Below are 13,628 nucleotides of genomic sequence, written 5' to 3' on the forward strand. Positions count from 1 at the left end.
CCTCGTCTTTCTTTTCTCTTCTTATTCCGGAACAACCTGTCCTGTAAATTCTACAATAGCATAAGGCTTATCCTCCCGGGAAGCCAGCGCAATAATATACCGGTCCTCTTCCCTGACCACCCTGGGTATAATGCAATCGCCAAGTACCGCCTGCATACGGTACTCCGCCCGCATGGACTGTATCATAAAATCATCCGGAAGATACTCCTCTGCCATTTTAATATATTGCCCGTTATTAACGTGATGATACGAATCAATATTGGATTTTATCACATAAAAAGGAGGCTGTGTCTCGCCTGTCCCGCTGATTTCAATCTTCCGGTCCGCATGCTCCATGGGATAAGGGGGTTCAATCGTATACCCATTGCAGTCCGCCGGAATTCTGGCGGGCCGCTGGGTGAGGGTATCCATATACACCCAGATAGAGTTGGCAACGGCCAGAACCTCCTCCTGTCGGTTCTTCATAATAAAATTCCGATACCCATAGAACCCTTTAAAATCATAGGGCCAGGTGCTCACGCTAATCTCCTCCCCTAAGAGAGCGGGCCTAAGAAGCTGAAGCTGCCAGCTGTTCATCACCCACACCTTGTGGCTGGCGCTAAGAAACTCCAGCCCCCGGTTCATATCCTCGGATTGAAAAGTACTGCAATCTTGAAAATAATTTATAATAGAAGAAGGATTCAAGCATCCTTTCTGATGATTCAGTTCACTGTATCTGATTCTGCTCTGAAATGTATACATAACAAATTCGCCTTTCTCTTTCTGTTTCTTTCTATTTTCCCCGTAGATTACAGTTCCTCCTGTGGTGTCATGACCCTATAGACGGAAGCGTAATCCCCTCATTGGCTTATTATAGCATTTCCTAGCGAATTACAATAGCTTTTTTTGCATTTATTAAGAATTTATGATTTCCAGGAAAAGTGCTGGAAATATGAAATTATATTTGTTATAATGGTGGTGTTTATGAAGGAGGGATTAATCTTTGGACTCGATAGAGTATTATGATGAGAACGCGGCCAGTTATTTTGAAGAAACAGTGGATATTGATATGCGGGAGTGTCAGGAACTCTTCACCGTCAGGCTGCCGGAGGGCGCCAGTATATTGGATCTGGGCTGCGGCTCCGGAAGAGACAGTGCATATTTTATTTCCTGCGGCTACGATGTAACTGCCATGGACGGATCTGAGGAGATGTGTGACCTGGCCAGTATACATATCGGGCAGGACGCATTGCACCTATCCTTTGCTGAGATGGATTTTGATAAGGTATTTGACGGAATATGGGCTTGTGCCTCCCTGGTGCATGTCCCTGGCGATGAGATAGAAGAGATATTAGCAAAAGTGGTTAATAGTCTGAAGATAGAAGGTGTGCTTTTTATGTCCTTCCATCACGGGGATTACGAAGGAGAGCGGGAAGGCCGTTATTTCAAGGATTACCGCGTCAGGACCCTGAAGGAACTCATAGGAAAGTTTGAGAATCTGGAGATCATTGATATTGATCTTTGTCCGGATACCAGAATAGATAAGGCTGGGGACTGGGTTTACGCGTTGGTCCGCAGGGTGGAATTGCCGTAGATACAATAAGGCATAGTGAGCAGGAATAATAAAAGCGGAATGGGGCTGTTGCATATTTAATTTCCTTTGCAGCATCCCCATTTTTCAATAAAGTTAAATTTACATATTCCTATACCAGCATATCAAAGTTTCCGCCGATATGTGGATTGACAGACAGTTCCATCATTTTAATCAGGCTTTCGCCGGTCTGTTCAAAGGTATCCAGGCTTTTGGCGAGAACGGCCGTGCTGATCGTGGCATTGCCGGCGGAAACGGCGGCGGACGCAGGAGCCATGGAGTTAATTGTCATAGGAAACACCTCTTTCTCATGTGAAATGAATGAAGTATATTTCAATTAGTAATAATGTTACTGAAACAATAAAAATAAAATAGTATAGTATACGTAATTATTATAGCATAGTTTTATCCACAGTCAAAGAATAAATCATAAAATAGATAACTTTAAGGAGGAATTTGTTATGGTATATGATGTTATTATTATCGGCTCCGGCCCTGCCGGACTGGCGGCGGCCATCTATGCCAAAAGAGCGGAATTAAGTGTTATTGTAATTGAGAAGGCCGGATTAAGCGGAGGACAGATTATCAATACCTATGAGGTGGATAATTATCCCGGCACACCCGGTATCAGCGGCTTTGAATTAAGCACAAAATTCCGGGAGCACGCGGATAAGCTGGATACAAGCTTTGTCAACGGGGAGGTTACGGGATTTGCCCTGGAAGGGGACATTAAGGTAATAACCATGGACGACGGGACCAGATACAGTGCTAAGGCGGTTGTAATCGCCACAGGCGGAGCGCCCCGGCATTTAGGGGTGGAAGGGGAAGAGAAGCTGTCCGGGATGGGAGTTTCCTATTGCGCTACCTGTGACGGAGCCTTTTTCAAGAATAAGACCGTTGCGGTTGTCGGCGGCGGGGATGTGGCGGTCGAGGACGCCATCTTCCTGGCAAGAATCTGCAAGCAGGTCTATGTGATTCACAGGAGGGATCAGTTCAGGGCTTCCAAGAGTATTGTCTCAAGACTGTTGGCTCTGGAGAATGTAACGATTCTGTGGGACAGTGTTGTGGAGCGAATCAACGGCGAGGACAGGGTAGAATCCATCGAGGTGAAAAACCTTAAGAAGGATGAGAAGAACAGCTATGATATCGCAGGGATATTCATTGCGGTAGGCTATCTGCCCAGCTCCGGACTCTATAAAGAGGTGGTTGCCGTGGATGAGGCAGGCTATATTATTGCGGATGAGAGCTGCGAGACCAATGTGCCGGGAATTTTTGCCGCGGGAGATGTCAGAACAAAGGAGCTGCGCCAGATCATTACCGCAGCCTCCGATGGAGCCAATGCCATTACAGCAGTAGAAAGATATTTGAATAATTTGGAATAGTAGAAAAATGGGTAATATCAGCCAAATTTAGTGAAACTCGGCATTTCAGTAAAATTATATGTCGTTTTTGCGTTGTTTATGATTGACACTATCTTATGTTTTTGTTATAATATCCACAAACGGGTGTAATAATTTCGTAACAATTTAGAAAAAGAGATTATTGCTTTCCCTATGCGGCTGTCGGGACTCTGTAATGCTTGACGGTTGTAAATCTGGGATCATTTGATGCATGAGAGAGAATATCATGCCCATGGCATCCGGCAAAGAATATTTGCGGATGTCCGTTTCGTGGAGGTAATTCATACATGAGAAGAAGCAAGGCAATTAAGACAGCACTTTTTATTGCGTCGGCTGCGTTCTGTATATCAATTCCGGCAGCCTCTGCCAAGGCGGATACTTTTCCGACAGAGCAGGGTGTTGCTGGTTTTGCTTATCTATTAGATAATTATTATGCGTCAACTAAGACGGATGTTGTGACTGCGGATAAGACGCTGATTAAGATTTTGAAGACGGAGGTTCTGTCACCCTATGTTAATCTTGGAGTGTCCATAGCAGACAGTTATGTTAATATCAGAAGCGCCCCCTCTACCGAAAGCAAGATTGTCGGTAAGCTGTATCGGGGCTGTGCGGCGGATATCCTGGAGTATCTGGAGGGAGACTGGGTAAGGATTAAGTCCGGGGATGTGGAAGGATACATAGCATCGAATTATCTGGCTACCGGAAGGGATGCCGAGGCCATGGTGGATGAGTACGCGTCGCAATATGCAACGGTAAAAGGAACCAAGACCCTGAGGCTGAGAGAAGAGATGAACACCACATCTACGACTCTGATCCTGCTTCCGGAGGGAGAGACTTATCCGGTTGTGAAAAACTACGGTGAATGGGTGGAAATCGTGCTGGGTACCGATGATGCAACGGGAAAAGATTTCACCGGTTATGTATCCGGCCGTTATGTTGATATTAAGGTGGTATTTAAGTTTGCGATTTCCATTGAGGAAGAGCAGCGTATCCTGCGCCAGCAGGAAGAGGCAGAGCGTGCGGAGAGAGAACGTAAGGCGAAGCTGGAACAGGAAAAAGCAGAGCGTGCCGAGGCGGCCAGAAGAGCAGCCGAGGCAAAGAAGAATTCCAGCTCTTCCGGCAAGTCGGGCTCCAGTTCTTCGGGAAGCTCCGGTTCCTCCGGCAAGTCGGATTCCAGTTCTTCGGGAAGCTCCAGCTCCTCCGGCAGCTCGGATTCCGGTTCCAACGCATCGCTTCGCAATGAGATTATAACCTATGCTCAGAAATTTGTAGGTAACCGCTATGTGTATGGAGGGACAAGCCTTACCAAGGGTACGGATTGTTCGGGATTTGTACAATCGGTTTATGCCGACTTCGGTTACTCCATTCCCAGAGATTCCAGAAGTCAGGCGGCTTCTGCGGGAAAGAAGGTAAGCAAGACAGATATGAAGCCGGGAGATCTGGTGTTCTATGCCAACAGCAAGGGAACCGTGAATCATGTTGCCATGTATATCGGTGACGGCAGGATCGTGCATGCGGCAAGCACCAAGCAGGGCATTATCCGCTCCAATGTATCGTACAGAACGATTTATTGTGTAAGAAGAATTATAAATTAGTGAGTGAAGAAGAGAGGCCCGGGGCGATTCCTGGGCCTTTCTTTAATAGGATTCTGCAAAGGTCCAATATGACAAAAGATTTCCAATAAAATTAAATTTTATTGGAAATTTATCTAAAGTGTGCTAAAATTAAATCAATACACGAATTCAAATATGCGCCAGCTTCACAGAAGGTTACTTTGAAGAAAGTTGTACGGAAGAAGGATGTAAGGGGAGGCTGAGTTATACATATAGAACAGAACCATAAGTTAAGGAGGGAATGGATATGCCTGAGAATGACTACAAGGACAGGAGAAAGAACAAACGGCTTCCCATTGAACTGCATTTAGAGGTGGATGAAGTTTTTAAGCAGGATTATATCGTGATCCGGGATCTGAATGTAATGGTATCCGTGGTGGATATTTCAAGAAGCGGGATAGGGTTTACCAGCAAAGCCAGCTTACCTCTGGGGTATTATTTCCGAGGCAGGATTAATCTTGGCGACGGTGATTATTTTCATGTGGTAATGAGAATTGTCAGAGCTCATCTGTCGGAGAGCGATACCAAGGTCTATGGGGCCGAATTTATCGGCCTTGCTCCGTTTCTGGCAGATAAGGTGGATCAATATGAGATGCGGCTGCATAAAAGAGAGGCTGCGGAAAAATGATTGGATGAAGACCGGGCAGAAGCTTTGCTCCCTTGGGGAGGAAGTTCCTGTTCCGGTCTTTTTAACAGCATCAAATATCATGGCGGATGGTTGAATTTAGAATAAATGGATAATAAATAAATATTCTTTAAATTGATTAAATTTAAGTGACGTTTTCCGTGCAACTTAAATTTTAAAAATTATCAGAAATTCCTATTGACAAGCTGAGGAATGTACAACCTGCACAAAAGACATGCCAAAGGAGGGAATAAATGGGGGGTTCCACGGGGGCTTGTGCAATTTATCAAAAAGTTATCCACAATTAAAAAGGCCTATTTTTAACTCATGAGGAGTTATACACGGATTTATCCACATTATCCACATTTAAGCTCTACTCTTGTCGGATATGAAAATGACTGTCAATAACGAAAATGCGTTTTGTGACTTATGATAAATCGTGTTATGGGCCTCGAAACTTCAATTTTACTACTTGACAATCCAGTTGTCGGACAATAAGGAAAAGCGAACTTTATTTGATTAAAAATAATAAAATTAAGCCATAATAGTAAGGAATATACAAATATATAGGAATATTAAGTTAATTGAAGAAGGTTGTACAATACAGGAAAATGGAAAGTAGCTTGTCACTTTTCCAGGGATATGGTATAATGTCGATAGACATTATACCGCGCCGGAGCAAAGCGGAGTGCGCATCCTGGCACGAAGTGCCATACCATGGACGCTTGCCGAGATGGTATAATGAGAAACACAGAAGTGTTTATACGTTGATGTCAACGTATGCTAACAAGAAAGCAAAAAGGAGTTGGACATTATGCGTTATATTATTAGCGGTAAGAATATTGAGGTGACCGAAGGCCTGAAAACGGCTGTTTATGAGAAGATTGGCAAACTCGAAAGATACTTCACTCCTGACACTGAGATTCACGTGACCTTCAGCGTTGAAAAAGAAAGACAGAAAATCGAGGTAACAATCCCTGTTAAGGGAAATATAATTAGAGCAGAGCAAGTAAGCAATGATATGTATGTATCCATCGACCTTGTAGAGGAGATCATCGAACGTCAGCTGAGAAGATACAAGAACAAGCTGATCGACCATAAGCAGGCATCCTCGAATTTTAACCAGGCCTTCATCGAAGATGATTACTATGAGGATGATGCCATTAAGATTGTGAAGACAAAGCGTTTTGCCATCAAGCCCATGGATGCGGAAGAGGCCTGTGTTCAGATGGAGCTTCTGGGGCATAGTTTCTATGTATTCCGGAATGCACAGACGGATGAAGTGAACGTGGTGTATAAGAGAAAGGGCAATACCTACGGTTTGATTGAGCCGGAATACTAAGATTTCTGAATAGAATGGATGATGAGGGGCTGTTTCCGTAATGGAGCAGCTCCTTTGTACATATCTGCTGCAGCGCTATAAGCAACCCTGTCGGGGGATATAAAAACGGAGAATATTGGAACAGGACAAAATTAAGTTGAATAGTGACAAGGTAAATGTTACAATACTAGTTGAATGATTTTGCGTAAAAGACACTTTGGGATCAAATTTGGATAGTACAGGAGTGAACAAGTATGGGATTGATAGAAAAGGTATTTGGAACTCATAGCGAGAGAGAAGTCAGGCGTGTGATACCGATCGTAGACAGAATAGAAGCACTGGAACCGGAATATATAAAGCTGACGGACGAGGAGCTCAGGGCAAAAACGACGGAATTTAAAAACAGACTCAAGAATGGGGAGACCCTGGATGATATATTAGTAGAAGCCTATGCTACCGTGAGAGAGGCAGCGAAGAGAGCCATCGGACAGAGGCATTTCAGAGTCCAGCTGATCGGCGGTGTTATATTGCACCAGGGAAGAATTACGGAGATGCGTACCGGTGAAGGTAAGACACTTACTTCCACACTTCCTTCTTATTTGAATGCGCTGGAGGGTAAGGGTGTTCATGTAGTGACCGTCAATGATTACCTGGCAAAGCGTGACTCGGAGTGGATGGGGCAGATTCATGAATTTCTGGGCCTTAAGGTCGGTGTTATCCTCAACAGCATGGAGAAGGATGAGCGCCGTGAGGCCTATGCCTGCGATATTACCTATGCCACTAATAACGAGCTGGGCTTTGATTATCTGAGAGACAATATGGTAATCTATAAGGAGCAATTGGTTCAGAGAGATCTGAATTATGCAATTATCGATGAGGTTGACTCTATTTTAATTGACGAAGCGAGAACTCCTCTGATTATATCCGGCCAGAGCGGCAAGTCTACGGAATTATACCGTGTATGCGATATTTTGGCCAGACAGATGAAAAAGGGCGTCGGTGTTGAGCTGACCAAGATGGCCGCCATTATGAAGGAAGAGGTGGAGGAGACCGGAGACTTCATTGTAAATGAGAAGGAAAAGAATGTACACCTTACCGAAGAGGGTGTCAAGAAGGTGGAACGCTTCTTCAGTCTGGAGAATCTGGCGGATCCTGAAAATCTGGAGATCCAGCATAATATCATCCTGGCTCTTCGTGCCCATAATCTGATGTTCCGGGATAAGGACTATGTGGTGAAGGAGGACGAGGTTCTTATCGTCGACGAATTCACCGGCCGTATTATGCCCGGCAGACGTTACAGCGATGGACTGCACCAGGCAATTGAGGCGAAGGAAAATGTTAAGGTTAAGAGGGAGAGCAAGACCCTTGCCACCATCACCTTCCAGAACTTCTTTAATAAATATAAGAAAAAATGCGGTATGACCGGTACGGCTTTAACGGAGGAGAAGGAGTTTCGGGAGATCTACGGCATGGATGTTATCGAGGTTCCCACCAACCTTCCCATTGCCCGTGTTGACCTTCAGGATGCGGTATATAAGACCCAGAAGGAGAAGCTGAAGGCGATTATCAATGAGATCGTTGCATCTCACCAGAAGGGACAGCCGGTTCTGGTAGGTACCATTACCATCGAGGCCTCCGAGGAAATCAGCGCCATACTGAAGAAGCATAATATTCCCCATAAGGTATTGAATGCGAAGTTTCATGAGCTGGAGGCGGAGATTGTAGCGGATGCCGGACAGCTGGGGGCGGTTACTATCGCCACCAATATGGCCGGACGTGGTACGGATATTAAGCTGGGCGAAGGCGTGGTGGAAGTCGGCGGTCTGAAGATTATCGGTACGGAGCGGCATGAGGCCAGACGTATCGACAATCAGCTGCGCGGACGTGCCGGAAGACAGGGAGATCCGGGTGAATCCCGTTTCTTCATTTCTCTTGAGGACGATCTGATGCGTCTGTTCGGTTCGGAGCGGCTCATGGGGATCTTTAATTCCCTTGGCTTGCAGGAAGGGGAGCAGATTGAGCATAAGATGCTGACCAATGCCATAGAGCGGGCCCAGAAGAGAATAGAGAGCAATAACTTTGGAATCAGAAAGAATCTCCTGGAATACGACCAGGTAAATAATGAACAGAGAGAAATTATCTATGCGGAGCGCAGGCGGGTGCTGGACGGAGAAAGCATGCGTGACACCATTTACCGCATGATTACCGATACGGTGGAGGACTGCGTCAATACCTGCATCAGCGATGACCAGGCACCGGAGGAGTGGGACTTCCCTGAATTGAGAGAGCTCCTTCTTCCGATTATTCCTCTGTCGGAGATTGAATTTGATGCCGAACAGTTAAGAGGCATGTCGAAGAATGATCTTCTGCAGCATCTGAAGGAAGAGGCGGTAAAGCTGTATGAGGAGAAGGAAGCGGAGTTCCCGGAGCCGGAACAGATCCGTGAGATAGAGCGTGTGATTCTGCTTAAGGTAATTGACCGCAAGTGGATGGATCATATTGACGATATGGACCAGCTGCGCCAGGGAATCGGCCTGCAGGCTTATGGCCAGCGTCAGCCCATTGTGGAATACAAGTTCCAGGGCTTTGAAATGTTTGACGACATGATTGCCGCAATCCGGGAGGATACCGTTAAGGCTCTTCTTCATGTAAGGATTGAGCAGAGAGTGGAGAGGGAGCAGGTAGCCAAGGTGACCGGAACGAACCGTGACGACAGCGTAGCCAATGCCCCCGTCAAGCGTGCCGCGAAAAAGATACAGCCCAATGATCCCTGCCCCTGCGGAAGCGGAAGAAAATACAAGCATTGCTGCGGCAGGAATGCATAGTAATCATGCATAGAAGATTATTATGTATTTATATGCAAAACCTGTTGTGATTTCATAAGTTTTAATATATAATATCATGGAAGAGGTGATGAAATGGTTGAGTTAGATCAGTATAAATATGCATTAAGTACTTACGAAAAGCCATTAATTGAAGTGGGGGATTCACTTTGACCTGGCTAATAAAAGCTTAAGGGTTGAAGAAATTGAGCAAACCATGGAGGAAGCCGGATTTTGGGATGATAATGACAAGGCCCAGGCTTATATGAAGGAATTGAAGAATCTCAAGGACACCATCGAGGAATATCAGCATCTGAAGCGTGACTTTGAGGATGTTCAGACCTTGATTCAGCTGGGGTACGAGGAGGGAGACGCCTCTTTGCTGCCCGAGATTGAAGAAGCGCTGGACAGCTTTATCGGTAATTTAGAAGAGCTGAAGCTTCGAACCCTGTTATCCGGTGAATATGATAAGTATAATGCGATCCTTACCCTGCATGCAGGGGCGGGGGGCACGGAAAGCTGTGACTGGGCCAGTATGCTGTGCCGTATGTACCAGAGATGGGCGGATAAGAAGGGCTTTACCACAGAGATGATTGATTTTCTGGAGGGAGAGGAAGCCGGACTGAAGTCAGTTACCCTGGAGATCAGCGGCATAAATGCTTACGGTTATCTGAAGTCGGAGCGGGGGGTTCACCGTTTGGTGCGTATCTCTCCTTTCAACGCTGCCGGAAAGCGCCAGACCTCTTTTGTATCCTGTGATGTTATGCCGGATATCGAGGAGGATACGGGAATAGAGATCAACGAGGAAGATCTGAGAATCGACACCTATCGCTCCAGCGGTGCCGGCGGTCAGCATGTCAATAAAACCTCCTCTGCAATCCGAATTACCCATATCCCTACCAACATTGTGGTACAGTGCCAGAATGAACGTTCCCAGCTTCAGAATAAGGACAGGGCAATGAAGATGCTGAAGGCCAAGCTGTATTTGCTGAAGCAGCAGGAGAATCTGGAAAAGATCAGCGGAATCCGGGGAGAAGTCAAGGATATTGCCTGGGGGAATCAGATCCGGTCCTATGTAATGCAGCCCTACACTCTGGTAAAGGATCACCGTACCAATGAGGAGCTTGGGAATGCCGCCAGTGTTCTGGACGGCAATCTGGACCCCTTTATTAATGCATATTTAAAATGGAACGCACAGAGTAATTCCAGCGCGGATGCCTAGGATGGGAGGATAGTGTGAAAAGAAATGATGAGTCTGCAAAATACGCAGATTAAGTGTTTCTGAGTTTCACACGGCAAATTTGTGCTGCCGCCCAAATTCGCGGGGTTGCGGCAGGATGGAGGATATTATGGAGAGTACGAAGCAGGCAATATTCCTGCTGGAAGGCAGGGAATACGGTTTGGATATTATGGAAGTCAACATTATTGAGAAGTACATGAATATTGAACCGGTGGCTGATTTCCCTCATAATCTGAAGGGAATTATCCGCCTGAGAGGAGATATTATTCCGGTTTACAGCCTTCGTCGTAAATTCGGCCTGGAGGATATAGAGCCTAATGAGGAAACCAGGCTTGTTATCACCGTCTCCAACGGAATACGGACCGCCTATGAGGTGGATCGGATGAGTGAAATTCTCCAGTTTGAGAGTGATCGGATTTATGAAGTGCCTTCTATTGTAGAGAATGAGGATACCTCTTATATTAAGCTTATAGCCAGTGCGGAGGATAGGCTTGTTATTCTGCTGGACAACAACGGGATTTTATCCCGGGAGGAGCAAGAGAAAATGAAAGCGGCTATTTAGCCGGAGGTAGAAAGGGAGAGAGAAAGACATGAAAAAGAGGCTAATCAGCATCCTGACGGCAGCCGTTATAACAACGGTTTTGCTGGCGGGCTGTAAAAAAGAAAAAGAAGAGACTTTGATTCTGGGAACAGAAGCGGGATTTCCGCCCTATGAGTATATGGAAGGAAATGAGATTGTAGGAATTGATATTGAAATCGCTCAGGCCATTGCCGATAAAATGGGAAGAAAGCTGGAGATTAAGAACATGGACTTTGACGGAGCCCTTCTGGCGGTTCAGAACGGTACCATTGATATTTTGGCAGCGGGCTTATCCATCAGTGAAGAGCGGGACAAGATAATGGACTTCTCCATAGAATATGCCCAGGCAGACGAAGTGGTTGTTGTAAAAAAGGATGCTCCGGGAGTGGCAACAGCAGATGATGCCGGCCTGACGGATAAGATCATCGGTGTACAGCAGGGCAACACAGCGGATTATTATGTATCTGATAATATTACGGCAAAGGATATTAAGCGCTACACCAAGTTTGCCCAGGCATCGGAGGATCTGAAGAATGGCAGGATCGACTGCATTATCATGGATGACATTCCTGCAAAGGCATTGGTAGCTGCAAATCCGGAGCTGATAATTCTGGATGGTGTGTTGTTCCAGGACAAATATGCCGTCGCAGTGACGGAAGGAAATGCGGAGCTTTTGAAAACCGTCAACTCCGTATTGCAGGAATTAAAGGACAGCGGGAAAATAGACGAGATTAAAGAGAAGCATATGAACATAGATTGATAGCAATCAATAGTAGATCAGGGGGGCTGTTATCCATACCAACAGCCCCCGTCTTTCATAGCGGGAGGTAAGAAGTTGAATATAGTAGAATCCTTTTATAATGCATTGATTCCGGATCAGAGATATCTCGCTTATCTGGGCGGCATCAAAGTGACCCTCTTGATATCCGTCTTTGCCATTGCCCTGGGTATCGCAATCGGAATCCTGGTGGCGGTTCTCAAGGTGTCCGCGGCAAGCTCCAATATGAAATGGCTTTCGGCCATCTGTAATACCTACATTACAATCATCAGAGGAACCCCTTTGATGGTTCAGCTGCTGATCATTTACAACCTGGTTTTCACCTCCCGCAATACCAATGAAATCGTAGTGGGCGCCATTTGCTTCGGAATCAATTCGGGAGCGTATGTGGCGGAGATTATCCGTGCGGGTATCGAGTCCATCGACAAGGGACAGATGGAGGCGGGACGTTCTCTGGGGCTGGGCTATATGCAGACCATGAGACTGATTATCATGCCCCAGGCGGTGAAGAATATTCTTCCGGCCCTGGGCAATGAGTTTATTGTATTAATCAAGGAAACCTCTGTTGCAGGCGTGATTGCGGTGACGGATCTCACCAAGGCGGCACAGTATATCGGGTCAAGAACCTGGGATATTCTGCCTCCCCTGATCATTGCTGCCGCATGCTATCTGCTGATGGTAATGGGACTGACAAAATTACTGGGTATACTGGAAAGGGGGATGGCGAGAGGTGATCGTAACTAAGAATTTGAAAAAGGCTTTTGGAAGCCATATGGTTCTGAATGGCATCAATGCCTCCATAGAGAAGGGGGAAAAGGTTGTAGTAATCGGGCCTTCAGGCTCCGGTAAATCCACCTTTCTGCGCTGTCTGAATCTGCTGGAGATCCCCACGGAGGGAGAGATCTGGTTTGAGGGGCATAATATCACCGATAAGAAAACCGATATTAATAAAATGCGCTGTAAAATGGGAATGGTTTTTCAGCAGTTCAATCTATTCCCTCATTTGTCGGTTATGGAGAATATTACCCTGGCACCGGTGCAGCTGGGGATTATGAAAAAGGAAGAAGCCCAGCAGAAGGCTATGGAGCTGCTGAAGAGAATTGGCCTGACAGAGAAGGCGGAGGCCTATCCGAATCAGCTGTCCGGCGGACAGAAGCAGCGGATTGCCATTATCCGTGCCCTGGCAATGAACCCGGATGTGATGCTTTTTGATGAGCCTACCTCTGCTCTTGATCCGGAGATGGTAGGGGAGGTGCTGGATCTGATGGCGCAGCTGGCGGATGAGGGGATGACCATGGTGGTGGTGACCCATGAAATGCGGTTTGCCAAGAAGGTGGCAAACCGGATTCTTTTTATGGATGAGGGGCAGATTGTGGAGGAGAATTCTCCGGAGGATTTCTTTGAGAATCCGACCCATCCCAGACTGCGGGAATTCCTATCGAAAATTTTATAGCAGAATAGAACCTTGTCTAAGAGCGTGGTGCAGAAATAACTTTTACAGTTGGGATGCAGCATGCTCTTTTGATTGATCAGGTGATTTATTTTTATACAAGGTGACTTATAATTATCCGAGGTGTTTCAAGCATAAGTTACAAAGATTGAAAATGCTATTGCAATGTGCATAAATATATGGTAGTATATCTTTCTTGAGAAGACAATTGTATCTGTCGTACACACAC

The 13,628-nt window shown here is 46.0% G+C and carries 13 protein-coding genes; 11 read left to right on the forward strand and 2 right to left on the reverse strand.

The window, feature by feature from the left end; genetic code table 11:
* Window positions 1–21: 21 nt before the first annotated feature.
* The gene (locus HNQ56_RS01785) at window positions 22–741 is read right to left on the reverse strand and encodes an acyl-[acyl-carrier-protein] thioesterase (protein ID WP_429142162.1); all 720 of its coding nucleotides are present in this window, start codon (window positions 739–741) and stop codon (window positions 22–24) included.
* Window positions 742–982: 241 nt separating this feature from the next.
* On the opposite strand from HNQ56_RS01785, the gene HNQ56_RS01790 reads away from it, so the two are divergent.
* Window positions 983–1,573 (forward strand): class I SAM-dependent methyltransferase, encoded by a 591-nt coding sequence (locus tag HNQ56_RS01790; RefSeq protein ID WP_429142164.1) that lies wholly within the window; start codon window positions 983–985, stop codon window positions 1,571–1,573.
* 109 nt (window positions 1,574–1,682) lie between these two features.
* Here HNQ56_RS01790 and HNQ56_RS01795 read toward each other — a convergent pair whose 3' ends face one another.
* On the reverse strand, window positions 1,683–1,862 hold the full coding sequence (locus HNQ56_RS01795; protein WP_429142166.1) for a YjfB family protein: 180 nt from the start codon (window positions 1,860–1,862) through the stop codon (window positions 1,683–1,685).
* Between the two features lie 169 nt (window positions 1,863–2,031).
* Here HNQ56_RS01795 and trxB point away from each other — a divergent pair, with 169 nt between their 5' ends.
* From trxB to HNQ56_RS01845, 10 genes are all read left to right on the forward strand, one after another.
* Complete coding sequence (trxB, locus tag HNQ56_RS01800) at window positions 2,032–2,952, forward strand: thioredoxin-disulfide reductase (protein WP_429142167.1); 921 nt, start codon at window positions 2,032–2,034, stop codon at window positions 2,950–2,952.
* 305 nt (window positions 2,953–3,257) lie between these two features.
* Window positions 3,258–4,565, forward strand: coding sequence for a C40 family peptidase (locus HNQ56_RS01805; protein ID WP_429142169.1), 1,308 nt, complete (start codon window positions 3,258–3,260; stop codon window positions 4,563–4,565).
* Between the two features lie 265 nt (window positions 4,566–4,830).
* Window positions 4,831–5,211 carry a PilZ domain-containing protein gene (locus HNQ56_RS01810; RefSeq protein ID WP_429142171.1) on the forward strand — a complete coding sequence of 127 codons (381 nt, stop codon included), beginning with the start codon at window positions 4,831–4,833 and terminating at the stop codon, window positions 5,209–5,211.
* Window positions 5,212–6,022: 811 nt separating this feature from the next.
* Window positions 6,023–6,550: a ribosome hibernation-promoting factor, HPF/YfiA family gene (gene hpf / locus HNQ56_RS01815; protein ID WP_429142173.1), complete on the forward strand. Its 528-nt coding sequence runs from the start codon at window positions 6,023–6,025 to the stop codon at window positions 6,548–6,550.
* 233 nt (window positions 6,551–6,783) lie between these two features.
* Entirely contained in the window at window positions 6,784–9,354 is a 2,571-nt protein-coding gene (secA, locus tag HNQ56_RS01820; protein ID WP_429142175.1) for a preprotein translocase subunit SecA, read from the forward strand.
* Between the two features lie 93 nt (window positions 9,355–9,447).
* Window positions 9,448–10,573 (forward strand): peptide chain release factor 2 gene (prfB, locus tag HNQ56_RS01825; RefSeq protein WP_429142177.1). Its coding sequence is split into 2 segments (ribosomal slippage): window positions 9,448–9,522 and window positions 9,524–10,573, totalling 1,125 coding nucleotides; the frame shifts between segments, so codons are not numbered across the junction.
* A 127-nt stretch (window positions 10,574–10,700) separates the two neighbouring features.
* The gene (locus HNQ56_RS01830; RefSeq protein WP_429142179.1) at window positions 10,701–11,153 is read left to right on the forward strand and encodes a chemotaxis protein CheW; all 453 of its coding nucleotides are present in this window, start codon (window positions 10,701–10,703) and stop codon (window positions 11,151–11,153) included.
* Between the two features lie 28 nt (window positions 11,154–11,181).
* A complete protein-coding gene (locus HNQ56_RS01835; RefSeq protein ID WP_429142181.1) occupies window positions 11,182–11,931 on the forward strand; it encodes an ABC transporter substrate-binding protein in 750 nt (249 codons plus the stop codon).
* A 75-nt stretch (window positions 11,932–12,006) separates the two neighbouring features.
* Window positions 12,007–12,693 carry an amino acid ABC transporter permease gene (locus HNQ56_RS01840; protein WP_429142183.1) on the forward strand — a complete coding sequence of 229 codons (687 nt, stop codon included), beginning with the start codon at window positions 12,007–12,009 and terminating at the stop codon, window positions 12,691–12,693.
* Window positions 12,680–13,402, forward strand: a complete 723-nt coding sequence (locus HNQ56_RS01845) for an amino acid ABC transporter ATP-binding protein (protein ID WP_429142185.1) — start codon at window positions 12,680–12,682, stop codon at window positions 13,400–13,402. The genes HNQ56_RS01840 and HNQ56_RS01845 overlap by 14 nt, the downstream gene beginning before the upstream one ends.
* The last annotated feature ends 226 nt before the right edge of the window (window positions 13,403–13,628 follow it).

Origin of the sequence: Anaerotaenia torta, from assembly GCF_050433395.1 — a bacterium.
GTDB lineage: Bacteria > Bacillota > Clostridia > Lachnospirales > Lachnospiraceae > Mobilitalea > Mobilitalea torta.

What these genes read in the sequence shown, in the direction of transcription:
- HNQ56_RS01785 (WP_429142162.1), bottom strand. Translation starts at nt 741, where the DNA reads ATGTATACATTTCAGAGCAGAATCAGATACAGTGAACTGAATCATCAG.
- HNQ56_RS01795 (WP_429142166.1), bottom strand. Translation starts at nt 1,862, where the DNA reads ATGACAATTAACTCCATGGCTCCTGCGTCCGCCGCCGTTTCCGCCGGC.
- trxB (WP_429142167.1), top strand. Translation starts at nt 2,032, where the DNA reads ATGGTATATGATGTTATTATTATCGGCTCCGGCCCTGCCGGACTGGCG.
- HNQ56_RS01805 (WP_429142169.1), top strand. Translation starts at nt 3,258, where the DNA reads ATGAGAAGAAGCAAGGCAATTAAGACAGCACTTTTTATTGCGTCGGCT.
- HNQ56_RS01810 (WP_429142171.1), top strand. Translation starts at nt 4,831, where the DNA reads ATGCCTGAGAATGACTACAAGGACAGGAGAAAGAACAAACGGCTTCCC.
- hpf (WP_429142173.1), top strand. Translation starts at nt 6,023, where the DNA reads ATGCGTTATATTATTAGCGGTAAGAATATTGAGGTGACCGAAGGCCTG.
- secA (WP_429142175.1), top strand. Translation starts at nt 6,784, where the DNA reads ATGGGATTGATAGAAAAGGTATTTGGAACTCATAGCGAGAGAGAAGTC.
- HNQ56_RS01830 (WP_429142179.1), top strand. Translation starts at nt 10,701, where the DNA reads ATGGAGAGTACGAAGCAGGCAATATTCCTGCTGGAAGGCAGGGAATAC.
- HNQ56_RS01835 (WP_429142181.1), top strand. Translation starts at nt 11,182, where the DNA reads ATGAAAAAGAGGCTAATCAGCATCCTGACGGCAGCCGTTATAACAACG.